The following is a 22145-nucleotide window of genomic DNA, read 5'->3' on the forward strand; positions in this document are numbered from 1 at the left end:
GTCACGTCCCAATCAAGCCCGTCACGGCCAAATCAAGCCCCTCCGGCGCTTGAGGAGCGGGGTATGGGGCAGAGCCCCAAAATCAAGCCCCTCCGGCGCTTGAGGAGCGGGGCCCGGGGCAGAGCCCCGCGACCTCAGCACAAAGAGACCCGGCCCCCGGTCCGGGAGGAGGAGAGCCGGGCCGGCTCAGCACCTCAACCCCGCCCCCCATCCCCCCGCAACCGAGAGGTCCGATGCTCAGGATCCACATCGATCTCCGGAATCACGTGCTCCCCGATCAGCCGAATGGAATTCAGCGTGTCCTCGTGCGACACCCCGATCGGCAGCCCGAACGACAACTGGTCGGCCCCGGCCCGCTCCCACCGCCGGCACTGCCCCAGCACCTCCCCCGGATCCCCGCAGATCATCAGCTCCTCCGCGATGAGCAGCTCGATGATCTCCGCGCTGTACTCGGGCAGCACCTCCGGCCACTCCGGAATCCCCTCGGGCCGCGGGAACGTGTCGTGGTACCGGAAGACCAGCGACTGCAAGTAGTTGAGGCCGCCGTTCACGGCGATCTCCACGGCCTTGTCGTGCGTCTCGGCGCAGATGGCGGTCGACGTCACCATGACGTTGTCGTTGACGAAGTCGCCGATGGGCTCCGCGTCCTGGATCGCGGTCTTGTACTGCTCCAGGACCCACTCCATGTCGGAGACCTTCTGCACGCTGAAGCCCAGCACACCGAGCCCCTTGCGGGCCGCCATGGCGTACGAGGGCGGGGACCCGGCCGCGTACCACATGGCCGGGTGCGAGGCCCCGTACGGCTTGGGGAAGATCTTGCGCGGCGGCAGCGACCAGTGCTTGCCCTGGAACCCCGGGTACTCGTCCTGGAGCCACATCTTGGGGAACTCGGCGATGGTCTCTTCCCAGATCTCCTTGGTGTAGTTCATGTCGGTGACGCCCGGGATGAACCCGAGGATCTCGTGGCTGCCCGCCCCGCGCCCGCTGCCGAACTCGAATCGCCCCTCGCTGAGGTGGTCGAGCATGGCGACCTTCTCGGCGACCTTCACGGGGTGGTTGACCTGGGCGAGCGGGTTGAAGATGCCGGACCCGAGGTGGATGCGCTCGGTCGCGTGCGCGAGGTACCCGAGGAACACGTCGTTGGCCGACAGGTGCGAGTACTCCTCCAGGAAGTGGTGCTCGGACGCCCAGGCGTACTTGAAGCCGGACTTGTCGGCCTGGATGACGTACTCGGTCTCGTTCATGAGCGCACGGTGCTCGGCGGTCGGGTCGGTCAGCGCCTGCTTGCCCACGTATCCCTGTACAAAGAGTCCGAATTCCACGGAGGTTCACCGTCCCCATCTGTTTCTGACGGTTCGTCAGATCGGCTGCACCGACTGTTCCATCGGACCCCTGGAGGGTCAATACCTGATGCACCGTCAGCTCATCGCCCGACACGCCCGTCAGGGCACCGAGACCCCGGCCAGCCACCCGCCGTCGATCACGAACGGCTGCCCGGTGATGTACGCCGAGTCCTCCTCGGCGGTGAGGAAGAGGGCGAGCCGGGCGACCTCCTGCGGCCGCCCGACCCGGCCGAGCGGCACGAGCTTGCGGTAGAGCGCTTCCAGACCCCCGGCGGCCTCCGTGGCGTCGCCGTCCGGGTCGAGCTGGGCCGGGTTGCTCATGGCGGTGTCGACGGCGCCCGGGCAGACGGCGTTGACGCGGATCCGGCGCGCGGCGAGTTCCAGGGCGGCGACCCTGGTCAGCCCGATGACGGCGTGCTTGCTGGCGGCGTAGGCGCCCACGTACGCCATCCCCGTCACCCCGGTGCAGGAGGCGGTGTTGACGATGGACCCGCCGCCCGCCGCGGCGATCTCGGGGGCGACGGACTTGATCCCGAGGAACGTCCCGACCTGGTTGACCCGCACGATCTGCTGGAACTCGGCGAGCGGGGTGGAGACCAGCTCGTTGAAGCGCAGCATGCCCGCGTTGTTGACCAGCCCGTCGATCTTCCCGAAGGCGTCCCGGGCGGCGGCGACGGCGGCGCCCCACTCCTCCTCCCGGCCCACGTCGAGGTGGGTGTACAGGGCCCGGCCGGCGCCGATGTCCTTGGCGACGGCCTCCCCCTGGTCGTCGAGCACGTCGGCGACGACGACCCGCGCCCCTTCGGCCGCGAAGAGCCGCGCCTCCTGCTCGCCCTGCCCGCGCGCCGCCCCGGTGATGAGGACGACGCGCCCGTCGAGCTTGCCCATGTCCGGTGCTCCTCAGCTCAGTAGGGGTGCCACGTCGGCGGCGAACGCCGCCATCTGGTCGACGAGTTCGGCCCGCCCCCGGCTGCGGAAGCGGACCTGGATCTGGTGGACGCCCATGGCGGCGTACGCGCGCAGGGACGCGGCGATCTCCTCCGGCGCCCCGGACAGGGTCCGGCGCCCCACGTCCCAGCCGGGCGCCCCCACATGGAGCGGTTCGGTGATGGCGCCGACGGTGAGGGGCGCGTCGACGCCCGCCTCGGCGCGCAGCCGGCGCAGGGTCGCGATCTTCGCGGGGAGCCGGTCGCGCGGATCGCCCTGCGGCAGCCAGCCGTCGCCCTTGAGCGCGGCGCGGCGCACGGCGGGGGCCGACGAGCCGCCCACCCACACCGGGACCCGCGCCTGTGCGGGCCGGGGCCGCTGCCCGAGCCCCTCAAAGGCGTACAGCTCCCCCTTGTGCACGGGGAACTCCTCGGGTCCGAGGGCGGCCCGCAGCGCGTCGACGCTCTCGTCCAGGACCGCCCCGCGCCGCGCGAAGTCGGCCCCGAGCGCCTCGAACTCCTCCTGTACGTGCCCGGCCCCGACCCCGAGGATCAGCCGTCCGCCGCTGAGGTGGTCCACGGTGGCGTACTGCTTGGCGGTGGCGAGCGGGTGGCGCAGCCCGACGACGGCGACGTGGCTGAGCAGCCGGACGCGCGTGGTGAGGGCGGCGAGGTAGGAGAGCGTGGCGACGGGGTCGTACCAGGTCGTCGACATGGCGCCGGCGAGCCGCCGCGGGATGGCGACGTGGTCGCAGCAGGCGACGTAGTCGAAGCCGCACCGGTCGGCGGTGCGGGCGATCTCGGCGAGGTCGCCGGCGCCGGCCGCCGCCTCCCAGGGTTCGGCGTAGAGGGTGCTCTGGGACTGGATCGGGAGCTGTATGCCGTACGCGAGCCGCGCCATGCCAGGACCCCTGTCTGACGGAGCGTCAATAATGGACCGCGGCCCATCCTCGTACCTGACGTTCCGTCAGACAAGGGTCGTGCGGCGTCACGCGGACGGACTCCACAGCCCTTCGGGGGTGAGCCCGAGCAGCTCGATCGCGTTCCCGCGGACGATCCGCTCCAGGGTCGCGGGGTCCAGGTGGCCCATCTGCTCCTCGCCCACCTCCCGGGACCTGGGCCAGGTGGAGTCGGAGTGCGGGTAGTCGGTCTCGTAGAGCACGTTGGCCGGGCCGATCGCGTCGAGGTTGCGCAGCCCGAAGGCGTCGTCGAAGAAGCAGCCGAAGACGTGGTCGGCGAAGTACTCGCTCGGCGGCCTGCGGACCTTGTCGGCGACGCCGCCCCAGCCGCGGTTCTCCTCCCACACCACGTCGGCGCGCTCCAGGATGTACGGGATCCAGCCGATCTGCCCCTCGGCGTACATCACCTTCAGCCCCGGGAAGCGCTCGAACTTGCCGCTCATCAGCCAGTCCACCATCGAGAAGCAGCAGTTGGCGAAGGTGATGGTGGACCCGACCGCGGGCGGCGCGTCGGCGGAGGTGGAGGGCATCCTGCTGCTGGAGCCGATGTGCATGGCGACGACCGTGCCGGTCTCGTCGCAGGCGGCCAGGAACGGGTCCCAGTCGTCGCCGTGGATGCTGGGCAGCCCCAGGTGCGGCGGTATCTCGGAGAAGGCGACGGCGCGCACGCCGCGCGCGGCGTTCCTGCGCACCTCGGCGGCGGCCAGCCCGGCGTCCCACAGCGGCACGAGCGTCAGCGGCACGAGCCGGCCGTGCGCCTGGGGCCCGCACCACTCGTCCACCATCCAGTCGTTGTAGGCCCGCACGCCCAGCAGCCCCAGCTCCCGGTCCTTGGCCTCGGTGAAGGTCTGGCCGCAGAAGCGCGGGAAGGTGGGGAAGCAGAGCGCGGACTGGACGTGGTTCACGTCCATGTCGGCGAGGCGGGACGGCACGTCGTAGGAGCCCGCGCGCATCTGCTCGTAGGTGATGACCTCCAGCTTGATCTCGTCGCGGTCGTATCCGACGGCGGTGTCGAGCCGGGTCAGCGGCCGGTGCAGGTCCTCGTAGACCCACCAGTCGCCGATCGGCCCGTCGTCGCCGGGCGCCCCCATGACCGGTGCGAACTTGCCGCCCAGGAAGGTCATCTCCTTCAGGGGCGCCCGCACGACCCGGGGCCCGGTGTCCAGGTACTTCTTCGGGAGGCGGTCGGACCAGACGGTCGGCGGCTCGACGGTGTGGTCATCGACGGAAATTATCCGGGGGAACTCACCGGATTTCAGGGCATCTTCGGTCTTTCCGGTCTCCGTGGTCTCCATGGGCTCACGGTAGCGCTGATCTGACGACCCGTCAGCTGCCGCGAGGGGGGTCCGCACGCGTGAGGTGTCTGTGATGGCTGTCTCCCACGGCTGACGTATCCGCCATGAACAAGGCAAACTGGCGGGGTCGTCCCCGACGGACCGTCCCCGCGACGGCGCGCCGCCTGGACGACACGGAGAACACGATGTGACCGGTGCTGGTGCGGCGGCAGGGGGCAGCGATGGACGGTGGAGCGCGGGTACCGGAGCAGCGGCGGCCCGGCACGGCCGGGGCGGGCCCGGACGTGCCTTCCGCCGCCGGCTCCGGCCTGCGCTTCAGCGTCCTGGGCCCGGTGCGGGCCTGGCGCGGCGGCGAGCCGCTGGCGACGGGCTCGCCCCAGCAGCGGGCGCTGCTCGCCGCCCTGCTGCTGCGCGAGGGCCGCACGGCGACGGCGGGCGAGCTGATCGACGCGGTCTGGGGCGGGGAGCCCCCGCAGCAGGCGCTGGCCGCGATCCGCACGTACGCCTCACGGCTGCGCAAGATCCTCGGCGCGGGGGTCCTGGTCAGCGAGGCGGGCGGGTACGCGATCCGCTCGTCGAGCCCCGACGCGCTGGACCTGACCGCCGCCGAGTCACTCGCCGCGGACGCCGAGAAGGCCCGCCAGGCCGACGGACCCGGCCGCGCGCGCGGCCTGATGAGCGAGGCCCTCGGCCTGTGGGACGGCGAACCCCTGGCCAACGTGCCGGGGCCGTACGCGGAGACCCAGCGCGCCCGCCTCCAGGAGTGGCGGCTGCAACTCCTGGAGTCCCGCCTCGACATGGACCTGGAGCAGGGCTGCCACGCGGAGGCCGTCTCCGAACTGACGGCCCTGACCGCTGCCCACCCGCTGCGCGAGCGGCTGCGCGAACTGCTGATGCTGGCGCTCTACCGCTCCGGCCGGCAGGCCGAGGCCCTCGCCGTCTACGCGGACACCCGCCGGCTGCTCGCGGACGAGCTGGGCGTCGACCCCCGTCCGGGCCTCTCCGAGCTCCAGCAGCGCATCCTGCGGGCCGACCCGGCGCTGGCCGAGCCCGCGGCGCCGGCCGCCGAACCCGCCGCGACCTCCGTGCGCCCGGCCCAGCTGCCCGCCACGGTCCCCGACTTCACCGGCCGGGCCTCCTTCGTCACCGAGCTGAGCGACGTGCTGTCCGCCGCGTCCGCCGAGACGGGCAGCGGCCCGGTCATGGCGGTCTCGGCGGTGGCGGGCATCGGCGGCGTCGGCAAGACGACGCTGGCCGTGCACGTCGCGCACGCCGCCCGGTCCGCCTTCCCCGACGGCCAGTTGTACGTCGACCTCCAGGGCGCCGGGGCGCGCGCGGCCGAGCCGGTGACGGTCCTCGGCTCCTTCCTGCGCGCCCTGGGCACCGCCGACACGGCGATCCCGGACACCCTGGAGGAGCGGGCGGCGCTGTACCGCTCGACCCTCGACGGCCGCCGCGTCCTGGTCCTGCTGGACAACGCGCGGGACGCGGCGCAGGTCAGGCCGCTGCTCCCCGGCACCGAAGGGTGCGCGGCGCTGATCACGGGCCGGGTGCGGATGGTGGACCTGGTCGGGGCGCACCTGGTGGACCTGGACGTGATGTCGCCGGAGGAGGCGCTGCTGCTCTTCACCCGCATCGTGGGCCGCGAGCGGGTGGCCGCCGAGCGGGAGGCGGCGCTCGACGTGGTCGCGGCCTGCGGTTTCCTGCCGCTGGCCATCCGGATCGCGGCGTCCCGGCTCGCGGCCCGCCGCACCTGGACGGTCTCGGTCCTCGCGGCCAAGCTGGCGGACGAGCGGCGCCGCCTGGACGAACTGCAGGCCGGCGACCTGGCCGTGAAGGCCACCTTCGAGCTGGGCTACGGACATCTGGAGCCCGGCCAGGCACGGGCGTTCTGCCTGCTCGGCCTGGCGGACGGCCCCGACATCTCGCTGGCGGCGGCCGCCGCCGTCCTGGACCTGGACGTCGAGGAGACCGAGGACCTCCTGGAGTCCCTGGTCGACACCTCCCTGCTGGAATCGGCGGCGCCCGGCCGCTACCGCTACCACGACCTGGTCCGGCTCTACGCGCGTGCGTGCGCCCAGCGCGACGACCTGCCGCCGGCGCAGCGGGACGCGGCGATGTCGCGGCTGCTCGACTTCTACCTGGCGACCGCCTCGCGCTCCTACACGGCCGAGCGGCCCGGGGACCGCACGGTGACGCACCTCGAACCGGTCGGCGTCCCCGGGCGCACCTTCGCCGACGTCACCGAGGCGCTCGACTGGCTGCACACCGAGGCCGAGTGCCTGCTCGCCTGCGTGTCGCAGTGCCTCGGCCCGGCGACCCTGCGCCGCGCCGTCGACCTGCTGCTGACCGCCATCGACCTCGCCGAGTCCGGGGCGGGCTCCCGCCGGTACGAGACCGTCGCCCTCGCGGCCAGGGACGCCGCGGCGCGGCTGGGCGACGCCCACGCCGAGCGGCGCGCGCGCATCATACTGGCCCAGGTCCTCAGCCACGCCGGGCTCTTCGAGGAGGCCGAGCAGGAGGCCGCGCAGGCCGACGTCCTGTGCCAGGACGCCACCGCGGACCCCTGGAGCAGCAGCAGCGCCCCCAACCAGCGGGGCATCATCGCCAACTGCACCGGCCGGTACGCCGACGCCGAGATCTATCTGCTCCGGGCCATCGAGGCCTTCCGCTCCGACGCGAACCGGCCCGGCGAGGCCAGCGCGGTCTGCAACCTCTCGCGCGTCCTCGGCTCGATGGGCCGCAGCGACGAGGCGGTCGAGCTGGTGCGGCGCGGCATCGAGATCTACGACGACCTCGGCCTGACGGTGCGGCTCGCCAACGCCCGCTATGCCTCGGGGATCGTGCTGACCCAGGCCGACCGGACCACCGAGGCGCTGGAGGAGCTGCACGAGGCACTGAAGATCTTCGTGGAGAGCCGGCAGCGGCTCTGGGAGGGCACGACCCACTTCCGCATCGCCCAGGCCCACCTCACGGCCCGGCGCCCGGCCCAGGCCGCCCAGCACGCCGAACAGGCCCTGGCGACCGGGTGCATAGGCGGAGAGTGGATGCGGGCCAACGCCCTCTCCCTGCTGGGCACGGCGCTCGCGGCACTGGGCCAGTCCGACCGGGCCCGCGCCTGCTGGGTCGACGCCCTCGCCATCCACGAGGCGGCCGGCGCCCCGGAGGCCGACGAGGTGCGCTGCCTGCTCACGCCGGTCGCCGCGGCCTAGAGCGCCTGTGGCGTGGGGGCGTTCATCGTTTGTTTATGGCTCTCTGCGACTCTCTGAACACACGATCCGTCGCGTCGGGGGGCAGACGGATCTCCCGGGCCTCACAGCTAATCTGAGGCCCCCCGGAACGCCCGTTCGGCGACCCTCGGGGGAGTCGCCGAGCGGGCGCTTCCACTGGAGCGCCGATCAACTCAGGGAGTTCGGAAGATGAGCGGTATCAACAAGGAAACCGACGCCACGACGCAGGACCAGCACTCGCCCGCGCCGCCCGCGGTCACCGAGATCACCACCATGGACCAGCACTCGCCCGCGCCGCCCGCGGACACCGAGATCACCACCATGGACCAGCACTCGCCCGCGCCGCCGGCCATCGGCACCAACTGAGACTTCCTTTCCCGACGGGGATCGGCCGCGGCGGCGCGGAGGGGGATCCGCCGCGGCCGGGACATCACGGAGGGGCCGGGCCACGAGCCCGGCCCCTCTCGCGTGCCCGGGCACTTTTCGGTGACCGAGATGTGCGGGCTCCGTGGTGACGGCCGCGCGCAAGGCCCGCCCGGTAACAGAACCGTCCCCGCGCCAAGTCCCGTGTAACAGCCATGTATGAGGGCAGTCCGACAAGGAACGGCCGCCCGGCACGAGCGGGTCCTAGGAAGCAGTACCGACCGCTCCGCCGAGCCCACGGCACCGACCGCAAGGACGTCTCTCATGCGCGCTCACCAGCTCACCCTCGCCGGCCTCGCCCTCGTCGCCGGGCTGTCCCTCACCGCCTGTCAGGGCGACGACGACGCAGCCGCGGGCGCGGACGCCTCCGGGTCCTCCACGGCCTCCGCCTCCCGCAGCGCCAGCTCCGGCTCCGGCTCCGACGACGCAGGCGGCGGCTCCGACGACGGCGCGACGGCGGACGGCACGACGGCCGACGGCACCGCCGCGACGACCGCCGACCCGGCTGAGGGCAGCGGGGGCGGCCAGATCAACACCGGCCCCTGCAAGACCGCGAACCTCGCCTTCGCCACCGCCCACGGCATGGGCGAGGGCGACCTCCTGGTCAGCCTCCGCAACACCGGCGACGCCTGCTCCCTCAAGGGCTTCCCGGGCGTCGACCTCAAGGCCGACGGCGGCCCGGGCGGCATCAGCGCCGAGCGCACCGACGTCGCCGCCCCCACCGTCGTCCTCAAGAACGGCGAGACGACCCGCTTCACCCTGCACAGCCCGCGCAACGACACCGGCGGCTCCGGCCTGAAGATCACCCGGATCGTCGTCACACCGCCGAACGAGACGCACTCCAAGACCCTGCCGGTCACCCTGAACCTCCCCGTCACCGACTCCCCCTCCGACGCGGGCGTCACGGTCGACCCGATCGGCACGGGCAAGCAGTAGCGCCCCCGGCGCACCGGGTCGCGGGCCACAGGCCGCGCCCGGCCGCACCACGCTTCTGGCCGCGCCCGGCCGCACCAGGGCCGGACGCCGGACCGCACCGCACCGCACCGCACCGCACCGCACCGCACCGCACCGACCGCACCGCAGCTAGGCCGAATCCGCCGGGCCCCGCCCGAAGACCCGTGTCTCCACCACCGGGAGCCCCTTCACCCACCAGTGGTCGTACCGGCGGTACGCCGCCGCGTCCCGCTCCGTCAGGAACCGCTCAAGTCCCAGCGCCTCCGCCTCCAGCGCCTCCCAGACCTCCCCGGGCAGCGGCCGGAACGCGCCCACCTCGACGCCGGTCCCGTCCGGTGCCGTCCGCCACACCCCGGCCACATAGCCGTCCACGAGGACCGTCGGCAGCACGTCCCCGTTCACCCGAGTCACGTGCTTGCGGTACTCGGGGGCCAGGACCCGGCCCCGGTCGGCGTAGGCCAGCAGCACGCTGTCCCACATGGCCATCAGGCGCGGCGGCGCGGGCACGTCCTCCGCCGGCCGCGGCCCGCCCGGCACGTCGTACAGCACCGTCCCGCCGGGCCCCGCGCACTCCTCCAGGTCGTCGCCGAGCGCCGCCCGTACCCGCCCCTTCTGCACGAGCGCGAACTGCGCCATGTCCGCCACGGACGCCGGACCGAACCCCGCCAAGTACCGGCGGACCAGCACCCGCAGCCCCTCCGCCACCGCCTCGGGATCCCGCAGCCTCGGCACGTGCGCCGGGTCCGCCGCCACGTACCGCTGCCCGCTCCCGGCCACGTACGACCAGGGCGCCGCCGCGTCCGGCGCGTGCCACAGCGGCGCGTACTGCCGAAGCATCCGCCAGGCCGTCGGCGCCGCGGCGCTCCCGACGCCCGCGTGCGCGCGCAGCCACTCCGCGAACTCCGGCGCACCGGACGCCTCTTCGGCCCGCTCCAGCAGCGCTGGCAGCAGGGCGTCCGCGTCCGCCTCGGTCAGCCCCGACGCCGTGAACCGCGCGTCCCGCAGCCGCGCCCCCCGCACCGTCGGCTCGACGGCAGCCCGAAAGGCGGCGTAGTCGTCGACGTGCACCGCGTGCAGCGTGATCCGCATCAGGGTCGACCTGACCACCCGGAATCCGGTCAGGGCCGCGTCCAGCCGGTCCGCCCGGAACTCCGCCACCCGGTTCCACAGCGCCACGTACGGCGAAGCGGGCTGCTGCGCCTGGAGCGCGACAACCCGCCGTACCGCATCCTCCACCCCGAGCGGCCGCCGTTCGAGCAGCAACTGCCGGGCGAGGGTGGACCTGTTGAGGGCGCGCTCCGAGATCGCTGTCATGCCGCGCATTGTCCGGCACGCCCCGCCGGGTCCGAAGGCTCAGCCCAGGCGCCGCGCCACCTCGGTCGCCCAGTACGTGAGGATCATGCTCGCGCCGGCCCGCTTGATCCCGGTCAGCGACTCCATGATCGCCTGGTCCCGGTCGATCCAGCCGCGCTCCGCCGCCGCCTCGATCATCGCGTACTCGCCGCTGATCTGGTACGCGGCCACCGGCACGTCCGAGGCGTCGGCGACCCGCGCCAGGATGTCCAGGTAGGGGCCGGCGGGCTTGACCATGACCATGTCGGCGCCCTCCTCCAGGTCGAGCGCCAGCTCGCGCAGCGCCTCCCGGGTGTTGGCCGGGTCCTGCTGGTACGTCTTGCGGTCACCCTTCAGCGAGGAGGCCACCGCCTCGCGGAACGGGCCGAAGAACGCCGAGGAGTACTTCGCCGTGTACGCGAGGATCGCCACGTCCTCCCGGCCGATCTGGTCCAACGCGTCCCGGACGACCCCGATCTGACCGTCCATCATCCCGGACGGGCCGACGACGTGCGCGCCCGCGTCCGCCTGGACCTGCGCCATCTCGGCGTACCGCTCCAGCGTCGCGTCGTTGTCGACCCGGCCCTGCTCGTCCAGGACACCGCAGTGACCGTGGTCGGTGAACTCGTCCAGGCACAGGTCGGACATGACCAGCAGGTCGTCGCCGACCTCGGCCCGCACGTCCCGCAGCGCCACCTGGAGGATGCCGTCCGGGTCGGTGCCGACCGTGCCCGCGCCGTCCTTCTTCTCCTCCAGCGGCACGCCGAACAGCATGATGCCGGAGACGCCCGCCTCGGCCGCCTCGGCCGCCGCCTTCTTCAGGGAGTCCCGGGTGTGCTGGTACACGCCGGGCATCGAGCCGATCTCCGCCGGCGCGTCGATCCCCTCGCGGACGAAGGCGGGCAGGATCAGGTCGGCCGGATGCAGCCGCGTCTCGGCGACCATCCGCCGCATGGTGGGAGTCGTCCGCAGCCGCCTGGGCCGCGCACCGGGGAAAGAGCCGTACCGCGTCACTGGTCTGTCACCTCGTACCTACGTGTACCAACGCACATCTACGTCAACGAAACGGGGGCGGGCACCCGGCCGAAAGCCGGACACCCGCCCCCACTGTCCCCTATGGGGCGGCGCGCCTGCGCCGCGCCCCGGGCCGCCGCTCGCTCGGCCGCGTCACCGGGTCACCGGCCTCGACGGCGGCGTCCCGGCGCCGGGCGCCGAACTCCGCGAGGGCCGCGGCCAGCTTGTGCACCGACGGCTCCGGAGCCATCACGTCGACCCGCAGGCCGTGCTCCTCGGCGGTCTTGGCGGTGGCCGGGCCGATGCAGGCGATCACCGTCACGTTGTGCGGCTTGCCCGCGATGCCGACCAGGTTGCGCACGGTCGAGGACGACGTGAAGAGCACGGCGTCGAAGCCGCCGCCCTTGATCGCCTCCCGCGTCTCGGCGGGCGGCGGCGAGGCGCGCACGGTCCGGTAGGCCGTGACGTCGTCGACCTCCCAGCCCAGCTCGATCAGGCCGGCGACCAGCGTCTCGGTGGCGATGTCCGCGCGCGGCAGGAAGACGCGGTCGATCGGGTCGAAGACCGGGTCGTAGGGCGGCCAGTCCTCCAGGAGACCGGCGGCGGACTGCTCGCCGCTCGGCACCAGGTCCGGCTTGACGCCGAACGCGATCAGCGCGTTCGCCGTCTGCTCGCCGACCGCGGCGACCTTGATCCCGGCGAAGGCACGCGCGTCGAGCCCGTACTCCTCGAACTTCTCGCGCACCGCCTTGACCGCGTTGACCGAGGTGAAGGCGATCCACTCGTAGCGGCCGGTGACCAGGCCCTTGACCGCGCGCTCCATCTGCTGCGGGGTGCGCGGCGGCTCGACGGCGATGGTCGGCACCTCGTGCGGCACCGCACCGGCCGAGCGAAGCTGGTCGGAGAGCGAGGCCGCCTGCTCCTTCGTGCGCGGCACGAGCACCTTCCAGCCGAACAGCGGCTTGGACTCGAACCACGACAACTGCTCGCGCCGGGCGGCGGCGGAACGCTCCCCGACCACGGCTATCACCGGGCGGTTGCCCTCCGGCGACGGCAGCACCTTGGCCTGCTTCAGCGTCTGCGCGATCGTGCCGAGCGTCGCCGACCAGGTCTTCTGGCGCGTCGTCGTCCCGGCGACGGTGACGGTCAGCGGGGTGTCCGGCTTGCGGCCGGCCGCGACCAGCTCCCCGGCGGCGGCCGCCACCGAGTCGAGCGTCGTCGACACGACGACCGTGCCGTCGGACGCGCCGACCTCGGTCCAGCAGCGCTCGGAGGCGGTGCGGGCGTCGACGAAGCGGACGTCGGCGCCCTGCGCGTCCCGCAGCGGGACACCGGCGTACGCGGCGACGCCGACGGCCGCCGCGACACCGGGCACGACCTCGAAGTCGATGCCCGCGCCGGCGCAGGCGAGCATCTCCTCGGCCGCGTACGTGTCGAGGCCGGGGTCGCCCGGGACCGCACGCACGACCCGCTTGCCGCTCCGTGCGGCCTCCATGACAAGATTGGCCCAGTCCCTCAGAGCCGGGACCACGACGGCAGTTGACGCCCCGTCAGCAGGAGCCGTGCGCCCCGGCGTGCCCGCGTCGAGCACGGTGACGCCCGCCCCGGCGTGCGTGCGCACGACGTCGAGCACTTCGGGCTCGGCGATCAGCACATCCGCCCGGGCCAGGGCCTCCACGGCCCGTAGTGTCAGCAGTCCTGGGTCACCGGGACCGGCACCCAGGAAGGTGACGTGCCCCGGTGCGCAGGCGGTCGATTGAGGCGTGGTGGGGCTCAAAGTGCTCGCTCCCCCATCAGACCGGCCGCACCCTTGGCCAGCATCTCGGCGGCGAGTTCCCGCCCGAGCGCCAGCGCCTCGTCCTCGGACGAGGGCACGGGACCGGTGGTGGACAGCTGCACCAGCTCGGTGCCGTCGGGGGTACCGACGACGCCGCGCAGGCGCATTTCGTTGGCAATCTGCCCGTCGGCCAGGAGGTCGGCCAGCGCACCCACAGGTGCGCTGCAACCGGCTTCCAGGGCGGCGAGCAGGGCTCGCTCGGCGGTCACGGCGGCCCGGGTGAGCGGGTCGTCCAACTCGGCGAGCGCGGCGGCGAGTTCACCGTTCGTGGCGGTGCACTCGACTGCCAGTGCCCCCTGGCCGGGGGCGGGCAGGACGATGTCGGTCGCGAGGAAGTCGGTGACCTCCCCGGTGCGGCCGATGCGGCTGAGCCCGGCCGCCGCCAGGACGACGGCGTCGAGCTCTCCCTTCTCGACGTAGCCGATGCGGGTGTCGATGTTCCCGCGGATCGGCACGGTCTCGACGGTCAGTCCGTGGCTACGGGCGTACGCGTTGAGCTGCGCCATGCGGCGCGGCGAGCCGGTGCCGATCCGGGACCCGGCCGGCAGCTCGGTGAAGGTCAGCCCGGACCGCGCGATCAGCACGTCCCGCGGGTCCTCGCGCACCGGCACGGCGGCCAGCGTGAGCTCCTCGGGCTGCGCCGTCGGCAAATCCTTCAGCGAGTGCACGGCGAAGTCGATCTCGCCGCGCACCAGCGCGTCCCGCAGGGCGGTGACGAAGACACCCGTCCCGCCGATCTGCGCGAGGTGCTCACGGGAGGTGTCCCCGTACGTGGTGATCTCCACCAGCTCGACCTCACGGCCGGTCAACTGGCGTACGGCTTCGGCGACATGCCCGGACTGGGACATGGCCAGCTTGCTGCGCCGGGTCCCCAGCCTCAGTGCTTTGTCGGCGGCGGTCATGCCGGGCCTCGATTCTTGCCTACCGTGCCGGTAGCGGATTCACGGTCTCGGGGGGTGGCCCGGGAGACGGCAGCCACCGTCTCCTGGTCCAGGTCGAACAGGGTCCGCAGCGCGTCCGCGTACCCGGCACCGCCGGGCTCGGCGGCCAGCTGCTTGACCCGTACGGTCGGCGCGTGCAGCAGTTTGTCCACCACGCGCCGCACGGTCTGGGTGATCTCCGCCCGCTGCTTGTCGTCCAGGCCGGGCAGCCGGCCGTCGAGCCGGGCGATCTCGTTCGTGACGACGTCCGCGGCCATCGCGCGCAGCGCGACGACGGTCGGCGTGATGTGCGCGGCCCGCTGGGCGGCACCGAACGCGGCGACCTCGTCGGCCACGAGCGTGCGGACCTGCTCCACGTCGGCGGCCATCGGGGCGTCGGCGGAGGCGTCGGCGAGCGACTCGATGTCGACGAGGCGGACCCCGTCGATCCGGTGCGCGGCGCCGTCGATGTCGCGCGGCATCGCCAGGTCGAGCAGGGCGAGCGCGACCGGCCGCACGGCCTCCGGCTGCCGCTCGCGGCGCATCTCCGGCACCCGGCCGGCGGCGGCGAGGGCGGCGATGGCGTCGGCCTCGGAGGGCCGCACCCGCTCGCCCGGCGCGTTGTCGACCCAGACGCCGTGCTGCTCCAGCTCGGCCGCGTCGAGCCCGGCCACCGCCGCCTCGCCCTCGACGGAGAACCCGCCGCGCACCGGGGCGCCCGGGTCGGCGGGGCAGCCCTCGGGGGCGGTCCGCGCGCCGGCCGGGCCCGCCTGGGCCGGGACGTCGGCGCCCGCGGTCGGCGTGCGGCCCGCGACGGCCGCGCGCACGGCGTCGGCGGTCAGGACGAGTCCGGTCGCGCCGGTGCAGGAGATGGCGACGTCGGCACGTGTCAGCTCGTCCGCCACGGCGCCCATCGGCACGGCGCGGGCGGTGGTGCCGCCCTCGCCCAGGATCTCCACCAGCCGCTCGGCGCGCTCCGGCGTCCGGTTGGCCACGACGACCTCGGCCACTCCGGCCCGCGCCAGCGTCGCCGCGGCCAGCGACGACATGGAGCCCGCGCCGATCACCAGGGCGCGCTTGCCCTGCGCCCAGCCGGCCACCGGCTCCCCGGCGGCGAGCTGTTCGAGTCCGAAGGTGACCAGGGACTGCCCCGCGCGGTCGATCCCGGTCTCGGAGTGCGCGCGCTTGCCGACCCGCAGGGCCTGCTGGAACAGGTCGTTGAGGAGTTTGCCCGCGGAGTGCAGCTCCTGTGCCCGGGCGAGCGTGTCCTTGATCTGGCCGAGGATCTGGCCCTCGCCGACCACCATCGAGTCGAGCCCGCACGCCACCGAGAACAGGTGGTGCACCGCCCGGTCCTCGTAGTGCACGTAGAGGTAGGGGGTGAGCTCTTCCAGGCCGACGCCGCTGTGCTGGGCGAGCAGCGTGGACAGCTCGGCGACCCCGGCGTGGAACTTGTCCACGTCCGCGTAGAGCTCGATGCGGTTGCAGGTGGCGAGCAGCGCGGCCTCGGTGGCCGGCTCGGCGACCAGGGTGTCCTGCACCAGCTTGGCCTGGGCGTCCGCGGTCAGCGCGGCCCGCTCCAGGACGGAGACCGGGGCGCTGCGGTGGCTCAGCCCGACGACGAGGAGACTCATGCCGGCATCACGGCGGGCACGTCCCCGTCGGGTCCCTTGCGGTCGGTGACGGTGCTGCTGGGCTTGGTGACCTTGGCGGCGGGGCCCTCGACGCCGACGGCGCCCTCGGCCGCCGCGATGGCGCTCTCGCCCGCCTTGCGCTGCTCGTGGAAGGCGAGGATCTGCAGCTCGATGGAGAGGTCGACCTTGCGCACGTCGACGCCGTCGGGCACGGACAGCACGGTCGGCGCGAAGTTCAGGATGGAGGTGACACCGGCGGCGACCAGCCGGTCGCAGACCTGCTGCGCGGCGCCCGCCGGGGTCGCGATGACGCCGATGGAGACGCCGTTCTCGTCGATGATCTTCTCGAGGTCGTCGGCGTGCTGCACCGGCATGCCGGCGACGGACTTGCCGGTCATCGCGGGGTCGGCGTCTATCAGCGCCGCCACCCGGAAGCCGCGCGAGGCGAAGCCGCCGTAATTGGCAAGGGCCGCACCGAGGTTACCGATACCGACCATCACGATCGGCCAGTCCTGCGTGAGGCCCAGCTCGCGGGAGATCTGGTAGACGAGGTACTCGACGTCGTAGCCCACGCCCCGGGTCCCGTACGAGCCGAGGTAGGAGAAGTCCTTGCGCAGCTTCGCGGAGTTGACTCCCGCGGCGGCCGCGAGCTCCTCCGAGGAGACCGTGGGCACCGAGCGCTCCGACAGAGCGGTGAGGGCGCGGAGGTACAGCGGGAGACGGGCGACGGTGGCCTCGGGAATTCCTCGGCTGCGGGTCGCCGGTCGGTGAGTTCGGCCAGTTGCCACGGTGCTCCTGCGGGTAGAGCGGGGCTGCGGGCGGCTCTGTGTTCCTGGACCGCCCCGTCGAAAGCAGGCTATGTCTTTGTGAACGCGTGCACAAAGATGGTGTCCGATTTGCCCGGCCAACGTGACCGGGGTCACGCGCCCCCGGCGCGCGGTTATGGAACCGGCGCGAAGGCGGCTTCGTTGCTCACCTGTGGGGGGCAAAACCGCACACCTTCCTTACGATCCACGCCCCCGAGACCAAAACCGCCCTCGATCCTAGGCGACTTTCGGGACCAGTTGGACTCATCAGTCAGTGACGTGCGCGACCGCGGGCGCCCGCCGTGCGCGCAGCGCTACTGCGTGAGCGCACGCCGCAGCCGCTCCTCCTTCACGCGCCAGAAATCGTGCTGCGCGCCGTCGACGAGGACGACCGGGATCTGCTCCCAGTACCGGCGGTACAGCTCCTCGTCCTCGGTGATGTCCTTCTTCTCCCAGGCCGCCCCCACCTCGGCACAGACCTTCTCGATCACCGCCTGTGCGTCATCGCACAGATGGCAGCCGGGCTTGCCGATCAAGGTGACGACACGCTCGTGTGGATTCTTCTTCTCACCGCGACGGAAGATGGGAGTCATACCGGCCATTCTGGCCTCACCACCGCCCCTCGTACGACGCCGGATTTCCGCCGCAGGACAGCTTCCCGAAATCCGCGCGACTCCGGAAGCGCCGGGCCGACTGGCTATGCTCACGCCATGTCCCGCCCGTCGCCCGACCGCCCCCACGGTAGGAGGCACGCCGTGCCGCTGATTGGTTTCGGATGGCTCACCCCTCATCGCCGCCCCGCCACCGCGCGGAGCGTGCTCGCGGGCGAGGCGTCGGCGGAGGCCGCCCGCAAGACCTCCCTCGAACTGGAGGAGCAGGCGCCGCTGACGGGCGAGGCCGGCGCCGCCCGGCCGGAGCCCGAGTTCCCCGTCGTCGGTGACGACAAGGCCGCCGCCTTCTTCGACCTGGACAACACCGTGATGCAGGGCGCCGCGATCTTCCACTTCGGCCGGGGCCTGTACAAGCGCAAGTTCTTCCAGCGCCGGGAGCTGACCCGGTTCGCCTGGCAGCAGGCGTGGTTCCGGCTGGCCGGGGTCGAGGACCCCGAGCACATGCAGGACGCCCGGGACAGCGCCCTGTCCATCGTCAAGGGCCACCGTGTCGCCGAGCTGATGTCGATCGGCGAGGAGATCTACGACGAGTACATGGCGGAGCGGATCTGGCCCGGCACCCGCGCCCTGGCCCAGGCCCACCTGGACGCGGGCCAGAAGGTCTGGCTGGTCACCGCCGCGCCCGTGGAGATCGCCACCGTCATCGCCCGCCGCCTCGGCCTGACCGGCGCCCTCGGCACGGTCGCGGAGTCCATCGGCGGCGTCTACACCGGCAAGCTCGTCGGCGAGCCGCTGCACGGCCCCGCCAAGGCGGAGGCCGTCCGCGCGCTGGCCTCCGCGGAGGGCCTGGAGCTCGGCCGCTGCGCCGCCTACAGCGACTCGCACAACGACATCCCGATGCTCTCGCTCGTCGGGCACCCGTACGCGATCAATCCCGACGCGAAACTGCGCACATACGCGCGCGAGCGCGAGTGGCGGCTGCGGGACTACCGCACGGGCCGCAAGGCCGCGAAGGTCGGCATCCCGGCCGCGGCCGGCGTCGGCGCCGTGGCCGGCGGCACCGCCGCCGCCATCGCCCTGCACCGCCGCCGCCGCTGACGGAGAGGCCTACCCGCCCCCGGCGCACGACAGTCCCGTGGCTACCACTCGGCCACAACGCGTCACGGTCGCAGCCCGAACATGACCTGATCCGATCATTAAGTGGTCACTCTCTGGTGCTCGAACCATCGCCGATCGACTACAGAAGTGACGTAATCGATGATTTGAGCAACTCGGTGTAGCGCTCCCTGCACGAAGCGTTATTCTCCTCAGACGCATTCCGGTACCCACACGTCAGCACGACGAGTGAAAGGTTCCGCACTGCACGTGATGGAAGCTCTGCCTCTGGGAGTCCCGTGTTTCAACACGTCGGGGTTGACGCCTCGGGCCTGGCTACGCTGCGCGCAACGGTCATCGACCGCTTGCGCGGCTTCGTCCCCACCGCGTACGCCGTCCCCGCGCTCGCCGTCGCCGCACCCGCCGGCCCGTGCTTCGCCATGGCCGAGTCCGGTGCCGCCACCGTCGGCAGACGGACCCGGTCCGGCGCCGCCGGCGCCTCCGGGACGTCGGCGGGGCCGTCGTCCACCCCTGCCCGCCGCCCCGCGGCGGACAGCGACAGCGCCCGCATGATGGAGCTGGTCGAGCGCGCCCAGTCCGGCGAGGCCGACGCCTTCGGCCGCCTCTACGACCAGTACAGCGACACCGTCTACCGGTACATCTACTACCGCGTCGGCGGGAAGGCGACGGCCGAGGACCTCACCAGCGAGACCTTCCTGCGCGCCCTGCGCCGCATCGGCACCTTCACCTGGCAGGGCCGCGACTTCGGCGCCTGGCTGGTCACGATCGCGCGCAATCTGGTCGCCGACCACTTCAAGTCGAGCCGCTTCCGCCTCGAAGTCACCACCGGCGAGATGCTCGACGCCAACGAGGTGGAGCGGTCCCCCGAGGACTCGGTCCTCGAATCCCTGTCGAACGCCGCACTGCTCGAAGCCGTCCGCCGGCTCAATCCGCAGCAGCAGGAGTGCGTCACGCTGCGCTTCCTGCAAGGACTGTCGGTCGCCGAGACCGCACGCGTGATGGGCAAGAACGAGGGCGCGATCAAGACCCTCCAGTACCGGGCCGTGCGCACGCTCGCCCGGCTCCTCCCGGACGACGCCCGCTGACCCCCTCACCGTCCGCGGTTCCCAACTCACCTTCTGTGAGGGCGAGATGTGATCGCGGTCGGATCATCTTTCGTCCGTAACCCAAGTGCCGCGCCGCTCGTTGTGCGGGATGCAGGCTCCCTGTGGTCACTCCTGGACCGGCTCCGCTCACTCGATCGTGTGGCGGGCCGTCAGGGCGTGCAACCCTCAGGACCCCTTGGGGAGTCGACCACGTGGGAGTCGACCGTCATGACGAGAGGAGGTGCCGCCAGTGATCGCCAACGTATCGGCACACCGGCGGGCGAACGCCTTCGCCGAGGCCCTGGAAGACCAGTCCGACCGGGACCCGGCGGCGCAGCAGCCGGAAGAACCGGCCGCGCTGCAGAGCGACCGGGCCGATCAGACCGACCGGGACAGTCTCCTGTCCCTGGCCTCCAGCCTCGGCGAGCTGCCAAGACCGACCATGGACCCCGAGGTCAAAGTGGTGCAGCGGGCTCAGCTCGTCGCCGCCATGGAGACCATGCTCCAGGAGGGCGCCCTGGGCGCGTCCGTGCCGGAGCAGCGGTCCCGGGCGAAGGGGGCCCACCGGGCCACTTCGCTGCGGAAGTTGCGGCCGCGTTCGCGCCTGTCCAAGGGCATCGCCGCGGGCGGGCTCACGGTCGGCGTCGCCGCGGGAGCCTTCGGCGGGGTGGCCGCGGCCAGCTCCGACGCGCTGCCCGGTGACAACCTCTACGGCCTCAAGCGCGGCATGGAGGACCTCAAGCTCGGTCTCGCCGACAGCGACTCCGACCGCGGCACGCTCTACCTCGACCAGGCCTCGACACGGCTGAACGAGGCGCGGCGGCTGATGGAGCGCGACCGCGGCGGCCCCCTCGACCACGAGTCCCTGGGCGAGGTGAGACGGGCGCTCTCCGGCATGCGGTACGACGCGTCCGAGGGCCACCGGCTGCTCAGCGAGGCCTACAAGCGGGACGGTTCGCTCGGCCCGATCCAGACGCTGTCCGCGTTCACCCAGTCCCACCGGCGGAGCTGGAGCGCCCTGCGCGACCGGCTGCCGGTCCAGCTGGGGGACGTGCGGGACCAGGTCAGTTCGGTCTTCGACGCCATGGACGAGGAGGTCGCTCCGCTGCGTTCGCTGCTGCCGCAGCCGCCCGCTCCCGGCGGCGGCACCCCGGGCACCGGCCGGACCAGCGGTTCCGCGCCGGGCACCGCCGGCACCGAGCGCTCGACGCCGTCCGGCTCGGCCCAGAGCGAGCACCGCGGTAGCGGCTCCACCAAGCCGAAGCCGTCCAGCTCCGGCAGCCGCAAGGACGACGGCCTCCTCGGCGAGACCACCGGCGGCATCCTGGAGCCGCCGGCGGACGAGTCGACCCCGACGCCGTCGGACGACGGGTCCGACAGCTCGGGCCCGGCCAAGCCGGACGTGACGCTGCCCCCGCTCCTGCCGGGCCTCCTCCCCGGCCTGGGCATCGACAGCGAGGACGCCGGGTAGCAGGTGGGACCCGGGTCACCCCGGGGCAAGTAGCAGGTGGGACCCGGGTCACCCCGGGCCAAGTAGCAGGTGGGACCCGGGTCACCCCGGGCCAAGTAGCAGGTGGGACCCGGGTCACCCCGAGCCCCACCTGCTCAGAAGAACACCGACCGCCGCTGCACCAGCAGCTTGTACAGCGTGTGCTGTATCTGTTCCCTGACGTGGTCGGTCAGGTTGAACATCAGCATCGGGTCCTCGGCCGCCTCCGGCGGATACCCGTCGGTCGGGATCGGCTCCCCGAACTGGATGGTCCACTTCGTCGGCAGCGGCACCGCACCGAGCGGCCCGAGCCAGGGGAACGTGGGCGTGATCGGGAAGTACGGGAAGCCCAGCACGCGCGCCAGCGTCTTCGCGTTCCCGACCATCGGGTAGATCTCCTCCGCGCCGACGATCGAGCACGGCACGATCGGCGTCCCGGCGCGCAGCGCGGTCGACACGAACCCGCCCCGCCCGAACCGCTGCAGCTTGTACCGCTCGCCGAACGGCTTCCCGAGGCCCTTGAACCCCTCGGGCATCACCCCGACCAGCTCACCGCCCTCAAGGAGCCGCTGCGCGTCCTCCGCGCAGGCCAGGGTGTGCCCGGCCTTGCGCGCCAGCTCGTTGACGACCGGCAGCATGAAGACCAGGTCCGCCGCGAGCAGCCGCAGATGGCGCCCGGCCGGATGGTTGTCGTGCACGGCGACCTGGAGCATCAGCCCGTCCAGGGGCAGCGTCCCGGAGTGGTTGGAGACGATCAGCGCCCCGCCCTGCGCCGGGATGTTCTCCACGCCCTTCACCTCGACGCGGAAGTACTTCTCCGCGACCGGCCGCAGCAGCGACATCAGGACCTGGTCGGTGAGCTCCTCGTCGTAGCCGAACTCGTCGACCTCGTACTCCCCGGTCAGCCGCCGCCGCAGGAACGCGAGGCCGCCGGCCACCCGCCGCTCCCAGCCCGGCCGCTCCCCGGCCTCCGCCTGCGCCTCGCCCGCTCCGGGCTCCGGCACGGGCTGCTGCACCGGCAGCCGCGGCACCTCCCGCGCGGCGCCCGGCTCGCCGGAGCGGCGCCCGCCGCCGCCCTGGCCCCGGCGGCGCGCGGCCCCTTTTCCGGTGGCCCCCCGCGACCTGTCGTCATCGAACGGAATGACCTTGGCGTCCGCCATCGTTCACGCGC

At 72.9% G+C, this 22145-nt stretch carries 18 protein-coding genes; 6 read left to right on the top strand and 12 right to left on the bottom strand.

All coding sequences use genetic code 11. The features are described 5' to 3' along the window. Positions 1-194: 194 nt before the first annotated feature. The 4 genes from ACIBW6_RS20515 to ACIBW6_RS20530 form a co-directional block, all read right to left on the bottom strand. Positions 195-1322: an LLM class flavin-dependent oxidoreductase gene (locus ACIBW6_RS20515; protein ID WP_399061475.1), complete on the bottom strand. Its 1128-nt coding sequence runs from the start codon at positions 1320-1322 to the stop codon at positions 195-197. A 120-nt stretch (positions 1323-1442) separates the two neighbouring features. Then, positions 1443-2231: an SDR family NAD(P)-dependent oxidoreductase gene (locus ACIBW6_RS20520; protein ID WP_399061476.1), complete on the bottom strand. Its 789-nt coding sequence runs from the start codon at positions 2229-2231 to the stop codon at positions 1443-1445. Positions 2232-2243: 12 nt separating this feature from the next. Continuing rightward, positions 2244-3170: an LLM class F420-dependent oxidoreductase gene (locus ACIBW6_RS20525; protein ID WP_399061477.1), complete on the bottom strand. Its 927-nt coding sequence runs from the start codon at positions 3168-3170 to the stop codon at positions 2244-2246. An 87-nt stretch (positions 3171-3257) separates the two neighbouring features. Beyond that, a complete protein-coding gene (locus ACIBW6_RS20530) occupies positions 3258-4523 on the bottom strand; it encodes an amidohydrolase family protein (RefSeq protein ID WP_399061479.1) in 1266 nt (421 codons plus the stop codon). 221 nt (positions 4524-4744) lie between these two features. Between ACIBW6_RS20530 and ACIBW6_RS20535 the strand changes: the two genes are divergently transcribed. The 3 genes from ACIBW6_RS20535 (at position 4745) to ACIBW6_RS20545 (ending at position 9112) form a co-directional block, all read left to right on the top strand. Next, positions 4745-7735: a BTAD domain-containing putative transcriptional regulator gene (locus ACIBW6_RS20535; protein ID WP_399061481.1), complete on the top strand. Its 2991-nt coding sequence runs from the start codon at positions 4745-4747 to the stop codon at positions 7733-7735. Positions 7736-7942: 207 nt separating this feature from the next. Then, positions 7943-8119, top strand: a complete 177-nt coding sequence (locus ACIBW6_RS20540; protein ID WP_399061483.1) for a sigma-like protein — start codon at positions 7943-7945, stop codon at positions 8117-8119. A 321-nt stretch (positions 8120-8440) separates the two neighbouring features. After that, entirely contained in the window at positions 8441-9112 is a 672-nt protein-coding gene (locus ACIBW6_RS20545; RefSeq protein ID WP_399061484.1) for a DUF4232 domain-containing protein, read from the top strand. 147 nt (positions 9113-9259) lie between these two features. Here the strand turns inward: ACIBW6_RS20545 and ACIBW6_RS20550 are convergent, their stop codons facing one another. The 7 genes from ACIBW6_RS20550 to ACIBW6_RS20580 all read right to left on the bottom strand — a co-directional run bounded on the left by ACIBW6_RS20550 (position 9260) and on the right by ACIBW6_RS20580 (position 17266). Then, positions 9260-10453 (bottom strand): winged helix DNA-binding domain-containing protein, encoded by a 1194-nt coding sequence (locus ACIBW6_RS20550; RefSeq protein WP_399061486.1) that lies wholly within the window; start codon positions 10451-10453, stop codon positions 9260-9262. A 30-nt stretch (positions 10454-10483) separates the two neighbouring features. After that, positions 10484-11476 (bottom strand): porphobilinogen synthase, encoded by a 993-nt coding sequence (gene hemB / locus ACIBW6_RS20555; RefSeq protein ID WP_399061488.1) that lies wholly within the window; start codon positions 11474-11476, stop codon positions 10484-10486. A gap of 100 nt (positions 11477-11576) precedes the next feature. Beyond that, the gene (locus tag ACIBW6_RS20560; RefSeq protein ID WP_399061490.1) at positions 11577-13253 is read right to left on the bottom strand and encodes a uroporphyrinogen-III synthase; all 1677 of its coding nucleotides are present in this window, start codon (positions 13251-13253) and stop codon (positions 11577-11579) included. Further along, positions 13250-14215, bottom strand: coding sequence for a hydroxymethylbilane synthase (gene hemC / locus ACIBW6_RS20565; RefSeq protein WP_399061492.1), 966 nt, complete (start codon positions 14213-14215; stop codon positions 13250-13252). Before hemC ends, ACIBW6_RS20560 begins: the two co-directional genes overlap by 4 nt. Next, positions 14212-15867, bottom strand: a complete 1656-nt coding sequence (locus tag ACIBW6_RS20570) for a glutamyl-tRNA reductase (RefSeq protein ID WP_399061494.1) — start codon at positions 15865-15867, stop codon at positions 14212-14214. The genes hemC and ACIBW6_RS20570 overlap by 4 nt, the downstream gene beginning before the upstream one ends. After that, the gene (locus tag ACIBW6_RS20575; protein WP_399061496.1) at positions 15864-16655 is read right to left on the bottom strand and encodes a redox-sensing transcriptional repressor Rex; all 792 of its coding nucleotides are present in this window, start codon (positions 16653-16655) and stop codon (positions 15864-15866) included. The genes ACIBW6_RS20570 and ACIBW6_RS20575 overlap by 4 nt, the downstream gene beginning before the upstream one ends. A gap of 332 nt (positions 16656-16987) precedes the next feature. Continuing rightward, entirely contained in the window at positions 16988-17266 is a 279-nt protein-coding gene (locus ACIBW6_RS20580) for a glutaredoxin family protein (RefSeq protein ID WP_399061498.1), read from the bottom strand. A 168-nt stretch (positions 17267-17434) separates the two neighbouring features. On the opposite strand from ACIBW6_RS20580, the gene ACIBW6_RS20585 reads away from it, so the two are divergent. From ACIBW6_RS20585 to ACIBW6_RS20595, 3 genes are all read left to right on the top strand, one after another. After that, complete coding sequence (locus tag ACIBW6_RS20585; protein ID WP_399061545.1) at positions 17435-18382, top strand: HAD family hydrolase; 948 nt, start codon at positions 17435-17437, stop codon at positions 18380-18382. A gap of 296 nt (positions 18383-18678) precedes the next feature. Continuing rightward, a complete protein-coding gene (locus tag ACIBW6_RS20590) occupies positions 18679-19485 on the top strand; it encodes an ECF subfamily RNA polymerase sigma factor, BldN family (RefSeq protein WP_399061500.1) in 807 nt (268 codons plus the stop codon). A gap of 250 nt (positions 19486-19735) precedes the next feature. Then, positions 19736-20956: a DUF5667 domain-containing protein gene (locus ACIBW6_RS20595; RefSeq protein WP_399061502.1), complete on the top strand. Its 1221-nt coding sequence runs from the start codon at positions 19736-19738 to the stop codon at positions 20954-20956. A gap of 134 nt (positions 20957-21090) precedes the next feature. Here ACIBW6_RS20595 and ACIBW6_RS20600 read toward each other — a convergent pair whose 3' ends face one another. Beyond that, a complete protein-coding gene (locus ACIBW6_RS20600; RefSeq protein ID WP_399061504.1) occupies positions 21091-22134 on the bottom strand; it encodes a lysophospholipid acyltransferase family protein in 1044 nt (347 codons plus the stop codon). Positions 22135-22145 lie beyond the last annotated feature (11 nt).

This window comes from Streptomyces sp. NPDC049813 (genome assembly GCF_044465085.1).
Lineage (GTDB): Bacteria > Actinomycetota > Actinomycetes > Streptomycetales > Streptomycetaceae > Streptomyces.

Bases quoted from the DNA above. Each gene is read 5' to 3' on its own strand.
- ACIBW6_RS20520 (WP_399061476.1), bottom strand. From the start codon at position 2,231: ATGGGCAAGCTCGACGGGCGCGTCGTCCTCATCACCGGGGCGGCGCGC.
- ACIBW6_RS20525 (WP_399061477.1), bottom strand. From the start codon at position 3,170: ATGGCGCGGCTCGCGTACGGCATACAGCTCCCGATCCAGTCCCAGAGC.
- ACIBW6_RS20530 (WP_399061479.1), bottom strand. From the start codon at position 4,523: ATGGAGACCACGGAGACCGGAAAGACCGAAGATGCCCTGAAATCCGGT.
- ACIBW6_RS20535 (WP_399061481.1), top strand. From the start codon at position 4,745: ATGGACGGTGGAGCGCGGGTACCGGAGCAGCGGCGGCCCGGCACGGCC.
- ACIBW6_RS20540 (WP_399061483.1), top strand. From the start codon at position 7,943: ATGAGCGGTATCAACAAGGAAACCGACGCCACGACGCAGGACCAGCAC.
- ACIBW6_RS20545 (WP_399061484.1), top strand. From the start codon at position 8,441: ATGCGCGCTCACCAGCTCACCCTCGCCGGCCTCGCCCTCGTCGCCGGG.
- ACIBW6_RS20550 (WP_399061486.1), bottom strand. From the start codon at position 10,453: ATGCGCGGCATGACAGCGATCTCGGAGCGCGCCCTCAACAGGTCCACC.
- hemC (WP_399061492.1), bottom strand. From the start codon at position 14,215: ATGACCGCCGCCGACAAAGCACTGAGGCTGGGGACCCGGCGCAGCAAG.
- ACIBW6_RS20570 (WP_399061494.1), bottom strand. From the start codon at position 15,867: ATGAGTCTCCTCGTCGTCGGGCTGAGCCACCGCAGCGCCCCGGTCTCC.
- ACIBW6_RS20580 (WP_399061498.1), bottom strand. From the start codon at position 17,266: ATGACTCCCATCTTCCGTCGCGGTGAGAAGAAGAATCCACACGAGCGT.
- ACIBW6_RS20600 (WP_399061504.1), bottom strand. From the start codon at position 22,134: ATGGCGGACGCCAAGGTCATTCCGTTCGATGACGACAGGTCGCGGGGG.